Origin of the sequence: Massilia sp. YIM B02769 (genome assembly GCF_030411995.1) — a bacterium.
Classification (GTDB): Bacteria; Pseudomonadota; Gammaproteobacteria; order Burkholderiales; family Burkholderiaceae_D; genus Telluria.
Genome location: NZ_JASNRC010000016.1, coordinates 95608 through 110031 on the forward strand (window position 1 = coordinate 95608; position 14424 = coordinate 110031).

General features: G+C 66.0%; 11 protein-coding genes. 10 read left to right on the forward strand and 1 reads right to left on the reverse strand.

The annotated features are described in order from the left end of the window. Nucleotides 1-54: 54 nt before the first annotated feature. The gene (locus tag QPK31_RS22815) at nt 55-846 is read right to left on the reverse strand and encodes a class I SAM-dependent methyltransferase (protein WP_290425186.1); all 792 of its coding nucleotides are present in this window, start codon (nt 844-846) and stop codon (nt 55-57) included. Between the two features lie 313 nt (nt 847-1159). Here QPK31_RS22815 and QPK31_RS22820 point away from each other — a divergent pair, with 313 nt between their 5' ends. The 10 genes from QPK31_RS22820 to QPK31_RS22865 all read left to right on the forward strand — a co-directional run bounded on the left by QPK31_RS22820 (nt 1160) and on the right by QPK31_RS22865 (nt 14381). After that, nucleotides 1160-2797, forward strand: a complete 1638-nt coding sequence (locus tag QPK31_RS22820; protein WP_290425187.1) for a TldD/PmbA family protein — start codon at nt 1160-1162, stop codon at nt 2795-2797. Between the two features lie 9 nt (nt 2798-2806). Continuing rightward, nucleotides 2807-4141 (forward strand): TldD/PmbA family protein, encoded by a 1335-nt coding sequence (locus tag QPK31_RS22825; protein WP_290425188.1) that lies wholly within the window; start codon nt 2807-2809, stop codon nt 4139-4141. Nucleotides 4142-4378: 237 nt separating this feature from the next. Next, nucleotides 4379-6016: a TldD/PmbA family protein gene (locus QPK31_RS22830; protein WP_290425189.1), complete on the forward strand. Its 1638-nt coding sequence runs from the start codon at nt 4379-4381 to the stop codon at nt 6014-6016. A gap of 9 nt (nt 6017-6025) precedes the next feature. Further along, nucleotides 6026-7363, forward strand: a complete 1338-nt coding sequence (locus tag QPK31_RS22835; protein ID WP_290425190.1) for a TldD/PmbA family protein — start codon at nt 6026-6028, stop codon at nt 7361-7363. A gap of 13 nt (nt 7364-7376) precedes the next feature. Beyond that, on the forward strand, nt 7377-7997 hold the full coding sequence (locus QPK31_RS22840) for a DUF4159 domain-containing protein (protein ID WP_290425191.1): 621 nt from the start codon (nt 7377-7379) through the stop codon (nt 7995-7997). 3 nt (nt 7998-8000) lie between these two features. After that, nucleotides 8001-9005 (forward strand): MoxR family ATPase, encoded by a 1005-nt coding sequence (locus tag QPK31_RS22845; protein ID WP_290425192.1) that lies wholly within the window; start codon nt 8001-8003, stop codon nt 9003-9005. A gap of 13 nt (nt 9006-9018) precedes the next feature. Continuing rightward, complete coding sequence (locus QPK31_RS22850) at nt 9019-9906, forward strand: DUF58 domain-containing protein (protein ID WP_290425193.1); 888 nt, start codon at nt 9019-9021, stop codon at nt 9904-9906. Beyond that, nucleotides 9903-10886 carry a BatA domain-containing protein gene (locus QPK31_RS22855; protein ID WP_290425194.1) on the forward strand — a complete coding sequence of 328 codons (984 nt, stop codon included), beginning with the start codon at nt 9903-9905 and terminating at the stop codon, nt 10884-10886. Before QPK31_RS22850 ends, QPK31_RS22855 begins: the two co-directional genes overlap by 4 nt. After that, complete coding sequence (locus tag QPK31_RS22860) at nt 10870-12867, forward strand: hypothetical protein (RefSeq protein WP_290425195.1); 1998 nt, start codon at nt 10870-10872, stop codon at nt 12865-12867. The genes QPK31_RS22855 and QPK31_RS22860 overlap by 17 nt, the downstream gene beginning before the upstream one ends. Then, a complete protein-coding gene (locus tag QPK31_RS22865) occupies nt 12864-14381 on the forward strand; it encodes a hypothetical protein (RefSeq protein WP_290425196.1) in 1518 nt (505 codons plus the stop codon). The genes QPK31_RS22860 and QPK31_RS22865 overlap by 4 nt, the downstream gene beginning before the upstream one ends. Nucleotides 14382-14424 lie beyond the last annotated feature (43 nt).

A 14424-nucleotide genomic window follows, 5' to 3' on the forward strand; every position in this document is an offset into this window, starting at 1 on the left:
CCTCACGAAGATGCCGGCACTACGATAAAAAACGGGGCCACCGGCCCCGTCCACTTACTGCTTCACGAATTTCAACGTCATCCGATCGCTCTCGCCAATCGCGATGTATTTCTCGCGATCCTTGTCCTTGTTCGCCAGCACCGGCGGCAGCGTCCACACGCCCTTGTCGTGGTCCGCCTTGTCCTTGGCGTTCGCATTCACTTCCGACCGTCCGGCCAGCTTGAAGCCCGCGCTCTCGGCCATCTTGATCACATACGATTCGTGCACGTAGCCGCTCGAGGCCTTCTCGTCCTGCTTCATCGACGCCGGCAAGCGGTGATCGACCACGCCCAGCACGCCGCCCGGCTTCAGCACCTTGTGGATTTCCTTGAAAATCGTCTGCACCGAGTCGTCGCCATAGCCTACCCAGTTGTGCAGGTTGCGGAAGGTGAGCACCATGTCGACGCTGTTCGGCGCGGCGATCTCGTAGCGGCTCGGCGGCTCGAACACGCTGGTCACGACCTTGTCGTACAGCGCCGGATTCGAATCGAGCTTTTTCTTGAACGCCTCGCCATAGCGGTTGCCCGGTGCGATGGCCTGGCCGGCGCCGATCAGCTTGCCCTTGTCGCGCAGGTAGGGCGCCAGGATCTCGGTGTACCAGCCGCCCGAGGGCACCAGCTCGACCACCGTCATGGTCGGCTTGATGCCGAAGAAGGTCAGGGTTTCGTAAGGGTGGCGGTAGACATCGCGCGCGCTATTGGTGGCGGCGCGGTGTTCGCCGGCGATGGCGGCTTTCAAAGCGTCGTCGGCCTGGGCGGCGCCCAGCAGGCCAGTGGCCAATGCTGCTGCCAGGATCAGTCGTTTCATCGGTTGCGTCTCCATTGTGGTTGAGCGTCGCGCCCGATGATCAGGCATGCATACGGCACAGTCAAGCGAATCCGCGTGCACTCTTCAGGTGAGTGTCAATACAAAAAACGCCCCCGCATGCAGCACCCATGCGTAGCCGTGTAGCCAGTTTGTATCGACCGCAAAGATTGCCTATTCAAAACGTTTGGTTACTGATAATGTTGAGCAGTTTGCCGTCGCGCTTGCCGCGACAGCAGCCACGAGTTCTCGATATACATACGCGGCTTGCCCGTGTGCGCGCCGCCCCAGAAGCAGCTTGAATTCAGGAGACAGAATGGAACGTCGTACCTTTCTCAACATCGGCACCATCGCCTTTGGCTCGATGCTGATCCCCGTGGCTGGCCGCGCAATCGCGGCTGAAGAGCTGCTCAATCCGATGGCCGCCTCGGCGAAAAAAGCGCTGGCCGACATCGCGCTGAACGCCGCCACCAAGGCCGGCGCTTCCTACTGCGACGTGCGCATCGGCCGCTACCTGAACCAGTTCGTCACCACGCGCGACCTGAACGTCGAGAACGTGGTCAACACCGAGTCGGCCGGCGTCGGCGTGCGCGTCATCGCGAATGGCGCCTATGGCTTCGCCGCCACCTCCGACATGACCAACGACGGCATCGCCGGCGCCGCGCGCCAGGCCGTCGCCATCGCCAAGGCCAACGCCAAGCTGCAAAGCGAGCCGGTGCAGCTGGCGCCGGTGAAGGGCGTGGGCGAAGTCGCCTGGGCCACGCCGATCAAGAAAGACTGGCGCACCGTGCCGATCAAGGACAAGGCCGACCTGCTGATCGCCGCCAACAAGGCCGGCATGGACGGCGGCGCCAACTTCATGCAGTCGATGCTGTTCCAGGTGAACCAGCAGAAGTACTTCGCTTCTACCGACGGCTCCTACATCGACCAGGACCTGCACCGCCTGTGGGCGCCGTTCAGCGCCACCGCGGTCGACAAGGCCAGCGGCAAGTTCCGTTCGCGCCAGGGCCTGGGCGCCCCGGTCGGCATGGGCTACGAATACCTCGACGCCCGCCCCGAGCACAAGATCAAGGCCGCCGGCGGCGTCGCCACCCTGTACACCCAATCCTACGACATCGTCGAAGACGCGCGCGCCGCCGGCCGCGACGCCAAGCGCAAGCTCACCGCCAAGTCGGTCACCCCGGGCAAGTACGACCTGATGCTCAGCCCCGAGCACCTGTTCCTAACCATCCACGAATCGGTCGGCCACCCGACGGAACTCGACCGCGTGCTCGGCTACGAAGCCAACTACGCGGGCACCAGCTTCGCCACGCTGGATAAATGGCAGTCGAAGACATTCAAGTACGGTTCGCCGATCGTCAACATCGTCGCCGACAAGACCACCCCGGGTTCGCTCGGCGCCGTGGGCTACGACGACGAAGGCGTGCGCTGCAAGCAGTGGGACATCATCAAGGACGGCATCCTGGTCAACTACCAGGCCACGCGCGACCAGGCCCACATCATCGGCGAAAAGGAGTCGCACGGCTGCTCGTACGCGGACTCGTGGAGCAACGTGCAGTTCCAGCGCATGCCGAACGTCTCGCTCGCCGCCGGCAAGAAGAAGATGTCGCCGGACGACATGGTCAAGGGCATCAAGAAGGGCATCTACATCGTCGGCGACGGTTCGTTCTCGATCGACCAGCAGCGCTACAACTTCCAGTTCGGCGGCCAGCTGTTCTACGAAATCAAGGACGGCAAGATCGGCGAGATGCTCGAAGACGTGGCCTACCAGGCCAACACCCAGGAATTCTGGAGCGCCTGCAGCGGCATCTGCGACGAGCGTGACTGGCGCATGGGCGGTTCCTTCTTCGACGGCAAGGGCCAGCCACCGCAGATTTCCATCGTCTCGCACGGGTCATCGACCGCGCGCTTCAATGGCATCAACGTGATCAACACCGCCCGCAAGATCGGCTAAGGACAGTACATGACCATTTTGACCCAGGAACAGACCAAACGCATCTGCGACCGCGTGCTGTCGCTGACCAAGGCCGACGAGTGCATCGTCAGCATCGGCGGCAAGCGCGCCGGTAACATCCGCTTTGCCCGCAATGCCGTCTCCACCGCCGGCCTGACCGACGACACCAGCATCACCGTGCGCGTCGCCTTCGGCAAGCGCCAGGGCACCGCCAGCATCAACGAGTTCGACGACAAGTCGCTCGAACGCGTGGTGCGCCGCGCCGAAGAGCTGGCGCGCCTGGCGCCGGAGAACCCGGAGTTCATGCCGGCCGTCGGCAAGGCCGCGTTCAAGCAGTCGGCCACCTTTGTCCAGAAGACCGCCGACATCGACCCGGAAATCCGCGCCCAGGCCGCCGCTTACAGCATTGAGGCCTGCCGCAAGCAGGGCCTGGTGGCAGCGGGCTTCCTGACCGACACCACCTCGTTCGAGACCATCGCGAATTCGAACGGCGTCTTCGGCCACCAGGTCCTGACTTCGCTCGACTTCACCTGCACCATCCGCACCGAAGACGGCCGCGGCTCGGGCTGGGTCAAGCGCTCGGCGCGCGACCTGGCCAAATTCGACCCGCGCGAGGCAGCCGACGTCGCCATCGAAAAGGCGCTGCGCTCGGTCGATGCGAAAGCGCTGGAGCCGGGCCGCTACACCGTGGTGCTGGAGCCGGCCGCCACCAGCGATTTGCTGGCCTATATGTTCAACGGCTTCGACGCGCGCCGCGCCGATGAGGGCCGCAGCTTCCTGTCCAAGGCCGGCGGCAAGAACCGCCTGGGCGACAAGCTGTTCGACGAGAAGGTGAACATCTGGACCGACCCATGGAACCCGGACGTGCCGGTGCTCCCGTGGGACAACGACATGCGCGCGCGCGAACGCACCGCGCTGATCAAGGATGGCCGCGTGGCCGCGATGGACTACTCGGCCTACTGGGCCAAGCAAAAGAACGCGCGCTCGATCGGCAGCCCGGGCAACTTCATCATGGGCGGCACCGACAAGACCACGGCGGAGCTGATCGCGAACACCAAGAAGGGCGTGCTGGTCACCCGTACCTGGTACATCCGCATGGTCGACCCGCAGTCGGTGGCCCTGACCGGCCTGACCCGCGACGGCACCTTCTACATCGAGAACGGCAAGATCAAGCACCCGATCAAGAACTTCCGCTTCAACGAAAGCCCGGTGGGGCTGCTGAACAACATCGAGGAGATCGGCAAGCCGGTGGTGATCGGTGGCGACGAAGGTCCGGATCCGATGGTGATTCCGTCGATGAAGGTGCGCGACTTTAACTTTACGTCTCTCTCGGACGCGGTATAAGGTCCGTTGGCGCTGACATGCATGTTGGCGCTGACCGTACGGTGGGCACTCCGTGCCCACGCGAACGTGCGCGTCATGTTGACGCTTTAACGATGCGCATTCGGACGCACCGTGGCAGCGCATCGGAAGCAGGCCACAACACAAGGTAACAACGCGCACGCATCCGCGTGGGCACGGGGTGCCCACCGTACGGGACGCAGCGCGGATATGGAAACACGCGCGGTAAATGGAGACACAATGGAACGACGTAGTTTTCTGAAAATCGGCGCCGGCACTGCTGGCGCCATGCTGGTCCCGGTCTTCGGCAACGCCATCGCGGCCGAAGACCTGCTCAACCCGATGGCGCTGAGCTTCAAGAAATCCCTGGCCGACGCCGCCCTGAACGCCGCCACCCAGGCCGGCGCGTCCTACTGCGACGTGCGCATCGGCCGCTACCTGAACCAGTTCATCACGACGCGCGACCTGAACGTCGAGAACATCACCAACACCGAATCGACCGGCGTCGGCGTGCGCGTGATCGCCGGCGGCGCCTACGGCTTCGCCGCCACCAACAGCATGCACCCCGACGCCGTGGCCGCCGCCGCGCGCCAGGCGGTAGCCATCGCCAAGGCCAACGCCAAGCTGCAAACCGAGCCGGTACAACTCGCGCCGGTGAAGGGCGTAGGCGAAGTCAGCTGGGCCACGCCGATCAAGAAGGACTGGCGCGCGGTACCGGTGAAGGAAAAGGCCGACATGCTGATCGCCGCCAACAAGGCCGGCCTGGAGGCGGGCGCCAGCTTCATGACGGCGAACCTGTTCCAGATTAACCAGCAAAAGTACTTCGCCTCCACCGACGGCTCCTACATCGACCAGGACATCCACCGCCTGTGGGCGCCGATCAACGCCACGGCCGTCGACAAGGCCACCGGCAAGTTCCGATCGCGCGGCGGCCTGGGCGCGCCGGTGAGCATGGGCTACGAATACTTCGACGTGCGCGCGCAAGACAAGGTGCGCGCCGCCGGCGGCGTCACCACGCTCTACACCAAGTCCTATGACGTGGTCGAGGATGCGCGCCTCGCCGGCAAGCAGGCACGCGAAAAGCTGTCCGCCAAGTCGGTCGAACCAGGCAAGTACGACCTCGTGCTGGCGCCGGAACACCTGTTCCTGACCATCCACGAAGCCGTCGGCCACCCGACGGAACTCGACCGCGTGCTCGGCTACGAAGCCAACTACGCAGGGACGAGCTTCGCCACCCTCGACAAGTGGCAGACGAAGAAATTCAAGTTCGGTTCCGAGCGCGTGAACTTTGTTGCGGACCGCACCACGCCGGGCTCGCTCGGCCTGATCGGCTACGACGACGAAGGCGTGCGCGCCAAGCAGTGGGACATCATCAAGGACGGCGTGCTGGTCAACTACCAGGCCACCCGCGACCAGGCCCATATCATCGGCGAAAAGGAATCGCACGGCTGCTCGTATGCGGATTCGTGGAGCAGCGTCCAGTTCCAGCGCATGCCGAACGTGTCGCTGGCCGCCGGCAAGGCGCGCATGACGCCGGACGAGATGGTCGCCGACGTCAAGAAAGGCATCTACATCGTCGGCCGCGGTTCCTACTCGATCGACCAGCAGCGCTACAACTTCCAGTTCGGCGGCACGCTGTTCTACGAGATCAGGAACGGCAAGATCACGAATCCGCTGGAAGACGTGGCCTACCAGTCGAACACCCAGGAATTCTGGAATGCCTGCAGCGCCATCTGCGACGAACGCGACTGGCGCATGGGCGGCTCTTTCTTCGACGGCAAGGGCCAGCCGAGCCAGGTCAGCGCGGTCTCGCACGGGTCGAGCACCACGCGCTTCAACGGCATCAATGTCATCAACACCGCACGCAAGATCGGTTGAGGAGAACACATGAAACAGCTGAACCAGGAAGAAGCAAAACGTATCTGCGACCGTGTCCTTTCGTTCTCGAAGGCCGACGAATGCAGCGTCGACATCAGCGGCAACCGCTCGGGCAACGTGCGCTTTGCGCGCAACAGCATCTCGACCGCCGGCCTGAACGAAGACATGACCCTCACCGTGCAGGTGGCGTTCGGGAAGAAATCGGGCATCGCCCAGCTGAACGAGTTCGACGACAAGTCGCTCGAAAAGGCGGTGCGCCGCGCCGAGGAGTTGGCGCGCCTGGCGCCCGAGAATCCGGAATTCATGCCGGCCATCGGCAAGCAGGAATACAGGGCCACGCCGACTTTTGTCCGCGCCACCGCCGACATCGACCCGGACTTCCGCGCACAAGTGGCGGCCTACAGCATCGAGGAAGCGAAGAAGAACAAGCTGGTCACCGCCGGCTTCTTCAACGATAACACCCGCTTCAACGCGATTGCCAACTCGAACGGCGTGTTCGGCTTCCAGGAGATGACCGACCTGACCTACACCTGCACCGCGCGCACCGAAGACGGCCGCGGTTCGGGCTGGGTCAGCCGCGCCGCGGTCGATGCACGCCGCTTCGACGCGCGCGAGGCGGCCGGCGTCGCCATCGAAAAGGCGCTGCGTTCGGTCGACGCGAAAGCGCTGGAGCCGGGCCGCTACACCGTGATCCTGGAGCCGGCCGCGACCTCCGAAGTGCTGGGCAATATGTTCGGCTCCTTCAGCGCGCGCGACGCCGACGAAGGCCGCAGCTTCCTCACCAAGTCCGGTGGCAAGAACCGCCTGGGCGACAAGCTGTTCGACGAGCGCATCAACGTCTGGGCCGATCCGTGGAATCCGGATGTGCCGGTCATGCCCTGGGATGGCCAGACCGGCATGGCACGCCAGCGTACCGACATCATCAAGAACGGCCGCATCGCCTCGCTCGAATACTCGCGCTACTGGGCGCAGAAGCAGGGCGTGAAGCCGACCGCGGGCCACGGCAACATGATCATGGCCGGCGGAAGCAAGTCGCTGGAAGAGCTGATTGCCTCCACGAAGAAGGGCGTGGTCGTCACCCGCACCTGGTACATCCGCATGGTCGACCCGCAGTCGCTGCTGATCACGGGCCTGACCCGCGACGGCACCTTCTACGTCGAGAACGGAAAGATCAAGTACCCGATCAAGAACTTCCGCTTCAACGAAAGCCCGGTCACGCTGCTCAACAACGTCGATGAGCTGGGCAAACCCGAGGTGATCGCGCCGGACGAAGTGCCGTACCAGATGATCCTGCCGCCGATGAAGGTGCGCGACTTCAACTTCACTTCGCTGTCCGACGCGGTGTAGATGGCGCCTGAAGATGGCTAGATACGATTTCTACTTCACGCGCCTGATGTACGAGTCGGGCGACTGGGACGTGGACATCCGCATGCCCAGCAATGTGCTCAATTCGCTGGTCGAGTACACCACCCTGAAGGTGGACCCGGCCGAGCGGATGGTGTCGCTCAGCGACCCGAAGATGCTGGAAGCGCCGTTCTGCTACCTGGCCGGGCACAAGTTGGTGCAGTTCACCCCGGCCGAGCGCAAGAACTTCGAGCGCTACGTGAAGGGCGGCGGCTTCGTCTTCGTCGACGACTGCAACCACGACATCGACGGCCTGTTCGCGAAATCGTTCGAGGCCGAGATGGCGAAGATCTTCGGGGCCTCGGCCCTGAAGAAGATACCGAACAAGCACCCGATATATTCAAGCTTTTTCAAGTTCGACGGCCCGCCGAATACTTCGGTGGAGCTGAACGGCTGGGGCGACGACCTGGTGCACGAATACCTGAAGGCGATCGAGATTGGCGGGCGCGTGCGCGTCCTGTACTCGAACAAGGATTATGGCTGCGAGTGGGATTACGACTTCCGTAACAAGCGTTTTCTCGCGGTCGACAACACCCGCTTTGCGGTGAACATCATTCAATATGCGTTAGGGGCTTGAGCAGTGGCTGAACAAGATGCGGTAGCGTGGAACGAAGCGGAAGTAGCGGATTTGGTGGCCAAGACCGCCGCCCTGAAAGCCAGCATGGGGCGCGTGATCATCGGCCAGGAAAACGTGGTCGAGCTCCTGATTACCTGTTTGCTGGCGGGCGGGCATGCGCTGGTGGAGGGTGTGCCGGGCCTCGGTAAAACCCTGTTGGTGAAGTCGCTGGCCCAGGCCACCGACATGCAGTTCCGCCGGGTGCAGTTCACGCCCGACCTGATGCCTTCGGATATCGTCGGCACCGAGATCCTGGAAGAAGACGCGGCCACCCGCCAGCGTTCCTTCCGCTTCCAGCCCGGCCCCGTGTTCACGCAAGTGCTGCTGGCCGACGAGATCAACCGCGCGCCACCGAAAACCCAGTCGGCCCTGTTGGAGGCGATGCAGGAGCGCTCGGTTACCTTTGCCGGCCAGACGCATCAACTGCCGCGCCCCTTCTTCGTGCTGGCCACCCAGAACCCGATCGAGCAGAGCGGCACCTATCCGCTGCCCGAAGCCCAGCTCGACCGCTTCCTGCTGCGCATCGACGTGGTATACCCGACCGAGGACGAGGAAGTCATGATGGTGGCGGCCACCACCCGATCGAGCCTCCAGGACGCGGAAGCCGCGATGGACCTGGCCACCTTGCTGCGCTTGCAGCAGCTGGTGCGCGATATCGAGATCGGCGACCACCTGGTGCGCTACGCCACGCGCCTGGTACGCGCCACGCGGCCGCAGGAAACGACGGTGGCCGCGGTGAAGAAGCACGTCGGCTGGGGCGCCGGTCCGCGCGCCGGGCAGGCGCTGGTGCTGGCCTCGAAGGCGCGCGCGCTGATGCAAGGGCGCCTGGCTGTAACGCGCGACGATATTGGCGCGATGCTGCTGCCGGTGCTGGCGCACCGCGTGGTGCGCAACTTCGAAGCCGAAGCCGATGGCGTGGCGATGGCCGATATCCTGCAGGCCCTGCAACGCGAGATCAAGGTCGACTGAATTGGCATAAGCAATGGCATCAGTTAGCTCGGCGCTGATCGCGCACACGACCAATCTCGACCTCGTCATCCGCCACGTGCTGGCCGGGCTGGGGCAGGGCATCCACGCCGGCCGCGAACGCGGCTCCGGCGTCGAGTTCTCCGAATACCGGGCCTACGCGCCGGGCGACGAGTGGCGCCGCGTCGACTGGAAGCTGCTGGCGCGTGCCGACCGCTACTATGTGCGCGAGGCCGAGCGCGACAGCCACGTCGCTTTGTGGCTGGTGCTGGACGCCAGCGCCTCGATGATGGAGCCGAGCCGCAGCATTCCCGGACTCGACAAGCTGGCCTACGCGCGCACCCTGCTGGCCTGCGTGGCAGCGATTGCCCAGCGCCAGGGCGATGCCTTTGGCCTGGTCGTGCTGTCCGGTGGCCGCGTGCAGTTCACGCCCGCCGCGCGTGGTCCACGTCAGTTGCAGCGCGTGCTGGCCAGATTGAACGCGGCCCGGGCCGAAGGCGAATTGCCGGATGCCGCCGCCCTGAAATCCGGACTGCGTTTCGCCGGCGCGCCTTCGTTGGTGTTTGCCGCCAGCGACTTCCTCGATTTTCCTTCACCCCTATCGGAAGCCCTGCTGCGCCTGCGCGACATGCGCCACGACGTGCGCCTGGCCTGCATCCAGACCGAGGCCGAGTGCACGGGCGGTTTCGATGCCGATCCGGCTTACCGCGACCCCGAGCGCGAGGGTGGCGTGTTCCGCTTCGGCGCCGATTTGCGCGAGGGTTACCTGCGCAACCGCGAGGCCCATTTCGCTACCGTGACGGCGGCCTGCCGCGCGGCTGACGTCCCGCTGGTGGACGCGCGCATCGAGCAGGCGCCGGGCGATGTGCTCAGGATGTGGCTACGCCAGGCAGGACGACGATGAACAGTTTGTGGTGGTTGGCTTTACCGACCTTGCTGCTCCCAATCTGGTGGCATCGCAAGAAGCGCGTCCAGGTTGCGGCGGAACCGATGGCCACGGCACGCTTCCTGCCGCGCACCGAGCCGCGCCAGATGCGCGTGTGGCGCTGGGCCGACGTCATCCTCATGATCCTGCGCTGCCTGCTGCTGGCCTGTCTGATCGCCTGGCTGGCCAACCCGGTGCTGCCGTGGCGCGGGAACACCGTGGTCGTGGCCGAGGGGACCGATGCGCGCTGGGCCGAGCAGCAGGTGCAGGCCGCCGGATTCAAGGATGCGGCGCGTCTGTCGCTGCCGGCAGCCGAAGCGCTGGCCTGGGTCCGTTCGCACGAGCGCGAATGGAAGCCGGATGCGCGCCTGCTGGTGCTGGGCGATATTCCGATGCCGGCCACGCCGCCGCAGTTCCGTCATGCGCTTGACCTGCGCACGCTGGCCAAGCCTTCCGTACCAGGCGAGGTGCACGTTGCCGTCGCCGGCGAACGGGCCGGGGAATGGCGGCGCATGTTCGCGGCCCTGAACGGTCCGCTGCACGCGGTGGTCGAGGAGGCCCCTGGCGCGAAAACCGAATTGATCGTCTGGGACCAGTCCGAGGCGCCGCCGGCTTCGATGCGCGCGCCGCTGTGGTGGGTCGCCGATGCGAGCGCCTTCCCCGAGCTGGCAAAAGCGCCAACGGTCGACGGCATCCGCTACGCCGACAGCGCGCGTGGCCGCCTGTGGACGTCCGATGCCTGGCCACCGTCGGACCCGGCCGCCGCGCGCCGCCTGCTGGAAACCTGGCGCAGCCTGCATTACGCGCCGCTGGCCTACACTGCGCCGTCGCAGTCCTTTGCCGCGTCGAGTGTCCCGTCCACAACGCACGCGGACGGCGCCCTGCGCGGCTTCCTGATGTGGGCGCTGGTCGTCCTGTTTGCTCTCGAGAGGAGTGTGACCCATGCACGCCGACGCTGACATCGCCCGGCGCATCTGGCGTGCCGCCTTGCTGCGGCGCCTGCCGCTGTGGGTGCTGGGCGCCTTGCCCTGGCTGTCGCTGCGCCTCCTGCCGGGACTCCTGGCCTGGGTCGCCTGGTGCATGTGGGATGGCGCGCGGCTGCGCCAGCGAGTTGCGCACGGCTGGATAAGCTGGCTCGACGCGGATGTGCCCGAGCTGGAAGACAGCAGCGCACTGCTCGTCGACGCCGACACCCCGCTGGCCAGGATGCAGCGCGAGCGCCTGCTGGCGCGCATCGCCGAGCGTCTCGACGCCCGCACCGTGCGCGCCATCGTGCGCCGCCATATCGACATGGGCCTGAGCTGGCTCGCACCCTGGCTCGCCTTTGCCGCCATCGTCTGGTTCTTTGGCCAGCAGGGTGAGGCGTCAAAGGGAACGGCACCCGCAGCCGCGGCGCCGGCCGCCAAGGCTGCCGTGATTCCCGAACTGACGGTTACCGCGACCCCACCTGCCTACACCGGCCTGGCGCGCACCGAAGGCGCACCGCGTCATCTCGAACTGCCGGAAGGGAGCAAGATCGCCTGGTGCCTGAAGAACCCGGAAGCCGGCCAGACCATCCTCGAACTCAGCGATGGCCGTACGCTGAACGCCGGCGCCAAGTGCGCCGAGCTGGCCGCCACCGAATCCCTGTTCTGGCGCTGGCGCGGCGCGCGCTACACGCTGAAGGTGACGCCGGATGCGCCGCCGCAGATCACGGTCACCCAGCCGACCCAGATGGTCCAGGAGCTCAAGCCGGATGCGAAGACCGCCGCCATGGCCTTGACGGTGCGCGACGACTACGCCGTGCGCCGCGCCACCCTGCACCTGACCCTGGCGCGCGGCAGCGGCGAGAACATCAAGTTCACCGACCGCGAGATGCCGCTGCCGGCATCGAACGACCCGCGCGTGCGCAACTGGTCCAGGCAATGGACGCTGGCGGAACTCGGCATGGAGCCGGGCGACGAGATGTACTTTTTTGTCCGTGCCGTCGACAACGCCGCCCAGCCTCACGCCGTGCAGTCGCCGACCTACACCCTGCGCCTGCCCGCACCGGAGCAGGAAGAAGAGGAAGTCACCTCGGCCATGCCGATGCTGGTGAAGCCGCAAAGCCTGCGCAGCCAGCGCCAGATCATCATCGACACCGAGCAGCTGATCGCCGACATGAAAGCCACCCGCATGGCGGCAAGCGAAGCGCGCGAGCGCAGCGAAGCCATCGCCGCCGACCAGGCCCAGCTGCGCCGCCGCTACGGCCAGTTCCTGGGCGAGGAATCGACCTTGTTCGGCGGCGAGGAAGAACACGACGACGACCACGGCCACGCGTCGGCGAATGGCCAGATGGACGTGCTGCACGAATTCGGCCACGCCCACGACGAAGCCGAGAACGCCACGCTCTACGACGAAGGCACCAAGAAAATCCTGCGCCGCGCGCTGGTGGCGATGTGGGACGCCGAAAAGGCGCTGCGCGCCATCACACCGAAGACCGCGCTGGCGCCGGAACTGAAGGCATTGGAAGCGATCAAGGAACTGCAGCAGGCCGACCGCATCTACCTGCACAAGACGGCTTTCGTGCCGCCGCCGATCAAGGAAGAGATCCGCATGACGGGCGACGTGGTGGGCGCGGCCAGCTACCGGCGCGAGCAGGGCGAAGCCGGGGATGCGATCCCGCTGCCGCTGCGCGAGTTGGTGACGGCCTTGTCGAACGAAGGCCCGCTGCCGGCCCTGTGGACCCGCACCGCCCACGACTGGGTGCGCGAACGCCTGAGCGATGACGAACAACGGCTGGCCGCCCAGCGCGCGATCCAGGACGTGGCGGATGGCTGCCTGCGCTGCCGTCCCGCCTTGCGCGCCTGGCTGCGCGCCGGCATCGCGCAGGCGCCGGTGATCCTGCAAGCGACACCAAGGGCGCACACGCCGTTCACCCAGGCCTGGCAGCGAGAACATGCGAAGGGAGACGCGAAATGATCGCCGCCATCGTCATCATCGGCGCCATCAGCCTGCTGCTCTACCTGTGGCGCCGTCGCGTGGTCGATGCGCTGCTGGTGTTGCTTGCCACCGGCGCACTGGTCTTGCTGGCCACCGGCTGGAAGCTGCCCGGCGAAATGGGCGGCACATTGGCCATCGACCCCGCCCGGCCGCCGGCGACGCTCGACGGCGTGCGCGCCCTGAGCCTGCAGGGCGACGGCCTGCGCGTCGCGCAATGGCAGGATCTGCCGGCGCGTCCGCTGGCGTGGACGCCGCCAACGACCGACACGCTGCGCCTGGACTTCCCGCGCCGCCTGGCACTGGGCCGCATGTTCACGCTCACCGTGCAGCGCACGGCGAAGACGCCGGCGCGCCTGCAACTGGTTGCCGAGAATGGCCAGGTACTGGCGGAAGCGCGCGGCGATGGCGCGCTCACGGTCGATTGGCTGCCGCCGCTGGCCGAAACCCTGGAGCTGAAGGCGCGCCTGCTGGATGCGCAAGACAAGCTGCTGGCTGAAGGACCGGTGCCGGTGGTGGTCAGCGAGATCCCGCCGCTGCAGGTGCGCGGCCGCTTCAGCGCACCATCCTTCGATTTACGCGTACTGAACGAACTGCTGGGAAGCAGCCATGCCGTGATCGACTGGCAGGTGGCGCTCGGCAAAACCGTCACCCGCAGCGAAACCGCGCGCGAAAAGATGGACGCGCCGGACCTGCTGGTGATCGACGCCGCCTGGTTCGAGCGCGCATCCGGCGTCGCGCGCAGCGCCTTGCTGGAAGAAGTGGAGAAGGGCGCCGCGCTGCTGGTCCTGGGCGGGAATGCCAACGACAGCGCGGTGTGGTCGCGCAGCGTGCAGCTGGCGCTGCGCGCGCAAGCCGCCGACGCCACGATCGGCTCGCTGGCCCTGACATCCGCGCCCCTGAATCCGGCATCGAAGCAGGCCGGCACGTGGACCGGCAAGGACGCCGTGTGGGCGCGCCCGTGGGGCCAGGGCCGCATCGGCTGGCTCGGCGCCGCCGACTGGCACCGCCAGGCGATCAAGGAACCGCGTGCACTGGCGCTATGGTGGCAGGGCGTACTCGATACGCTGGCCGTGCAGCGCATCGAGGACGTGCACTGGCTCGATCCGCAAGAGATGCCGCTGCCGAATCAGCGAATGGAAATCTGCGCCCAGGGCGTGAGCGGCAAGGTCCGTTTCCCGGACCTGGGCCGGACCCTGTCCTGGCAGCGCCGCAGCGACCGCGTCGATGCATCCTGTGTCGCCGTGTGGCCGCGCCAGGCCGGCTGGCTGCGCATGGAAACCCAGGGCACGAAGCCGGTAGCCGGTCAGGTCTATGTCTACGCGGCGGGCGATTGGCCGCTGTGGCAGGCGGCCGAGCGGCGCGATGCCACGGCCCGCTATGCGGCGCGCACGCCAGTGGCGGCTGCGCAGAACCAGGGCGCGCTGCCCGGCTGGCCGTTCGCCGTCGTGTTCGCGCTGGCGATGCTGTGCCTGTGGTGGCGCGAGCGGCGCTGATCTACCCGTACGTTCGACATATCCGATGTGCTTCCGATACCGG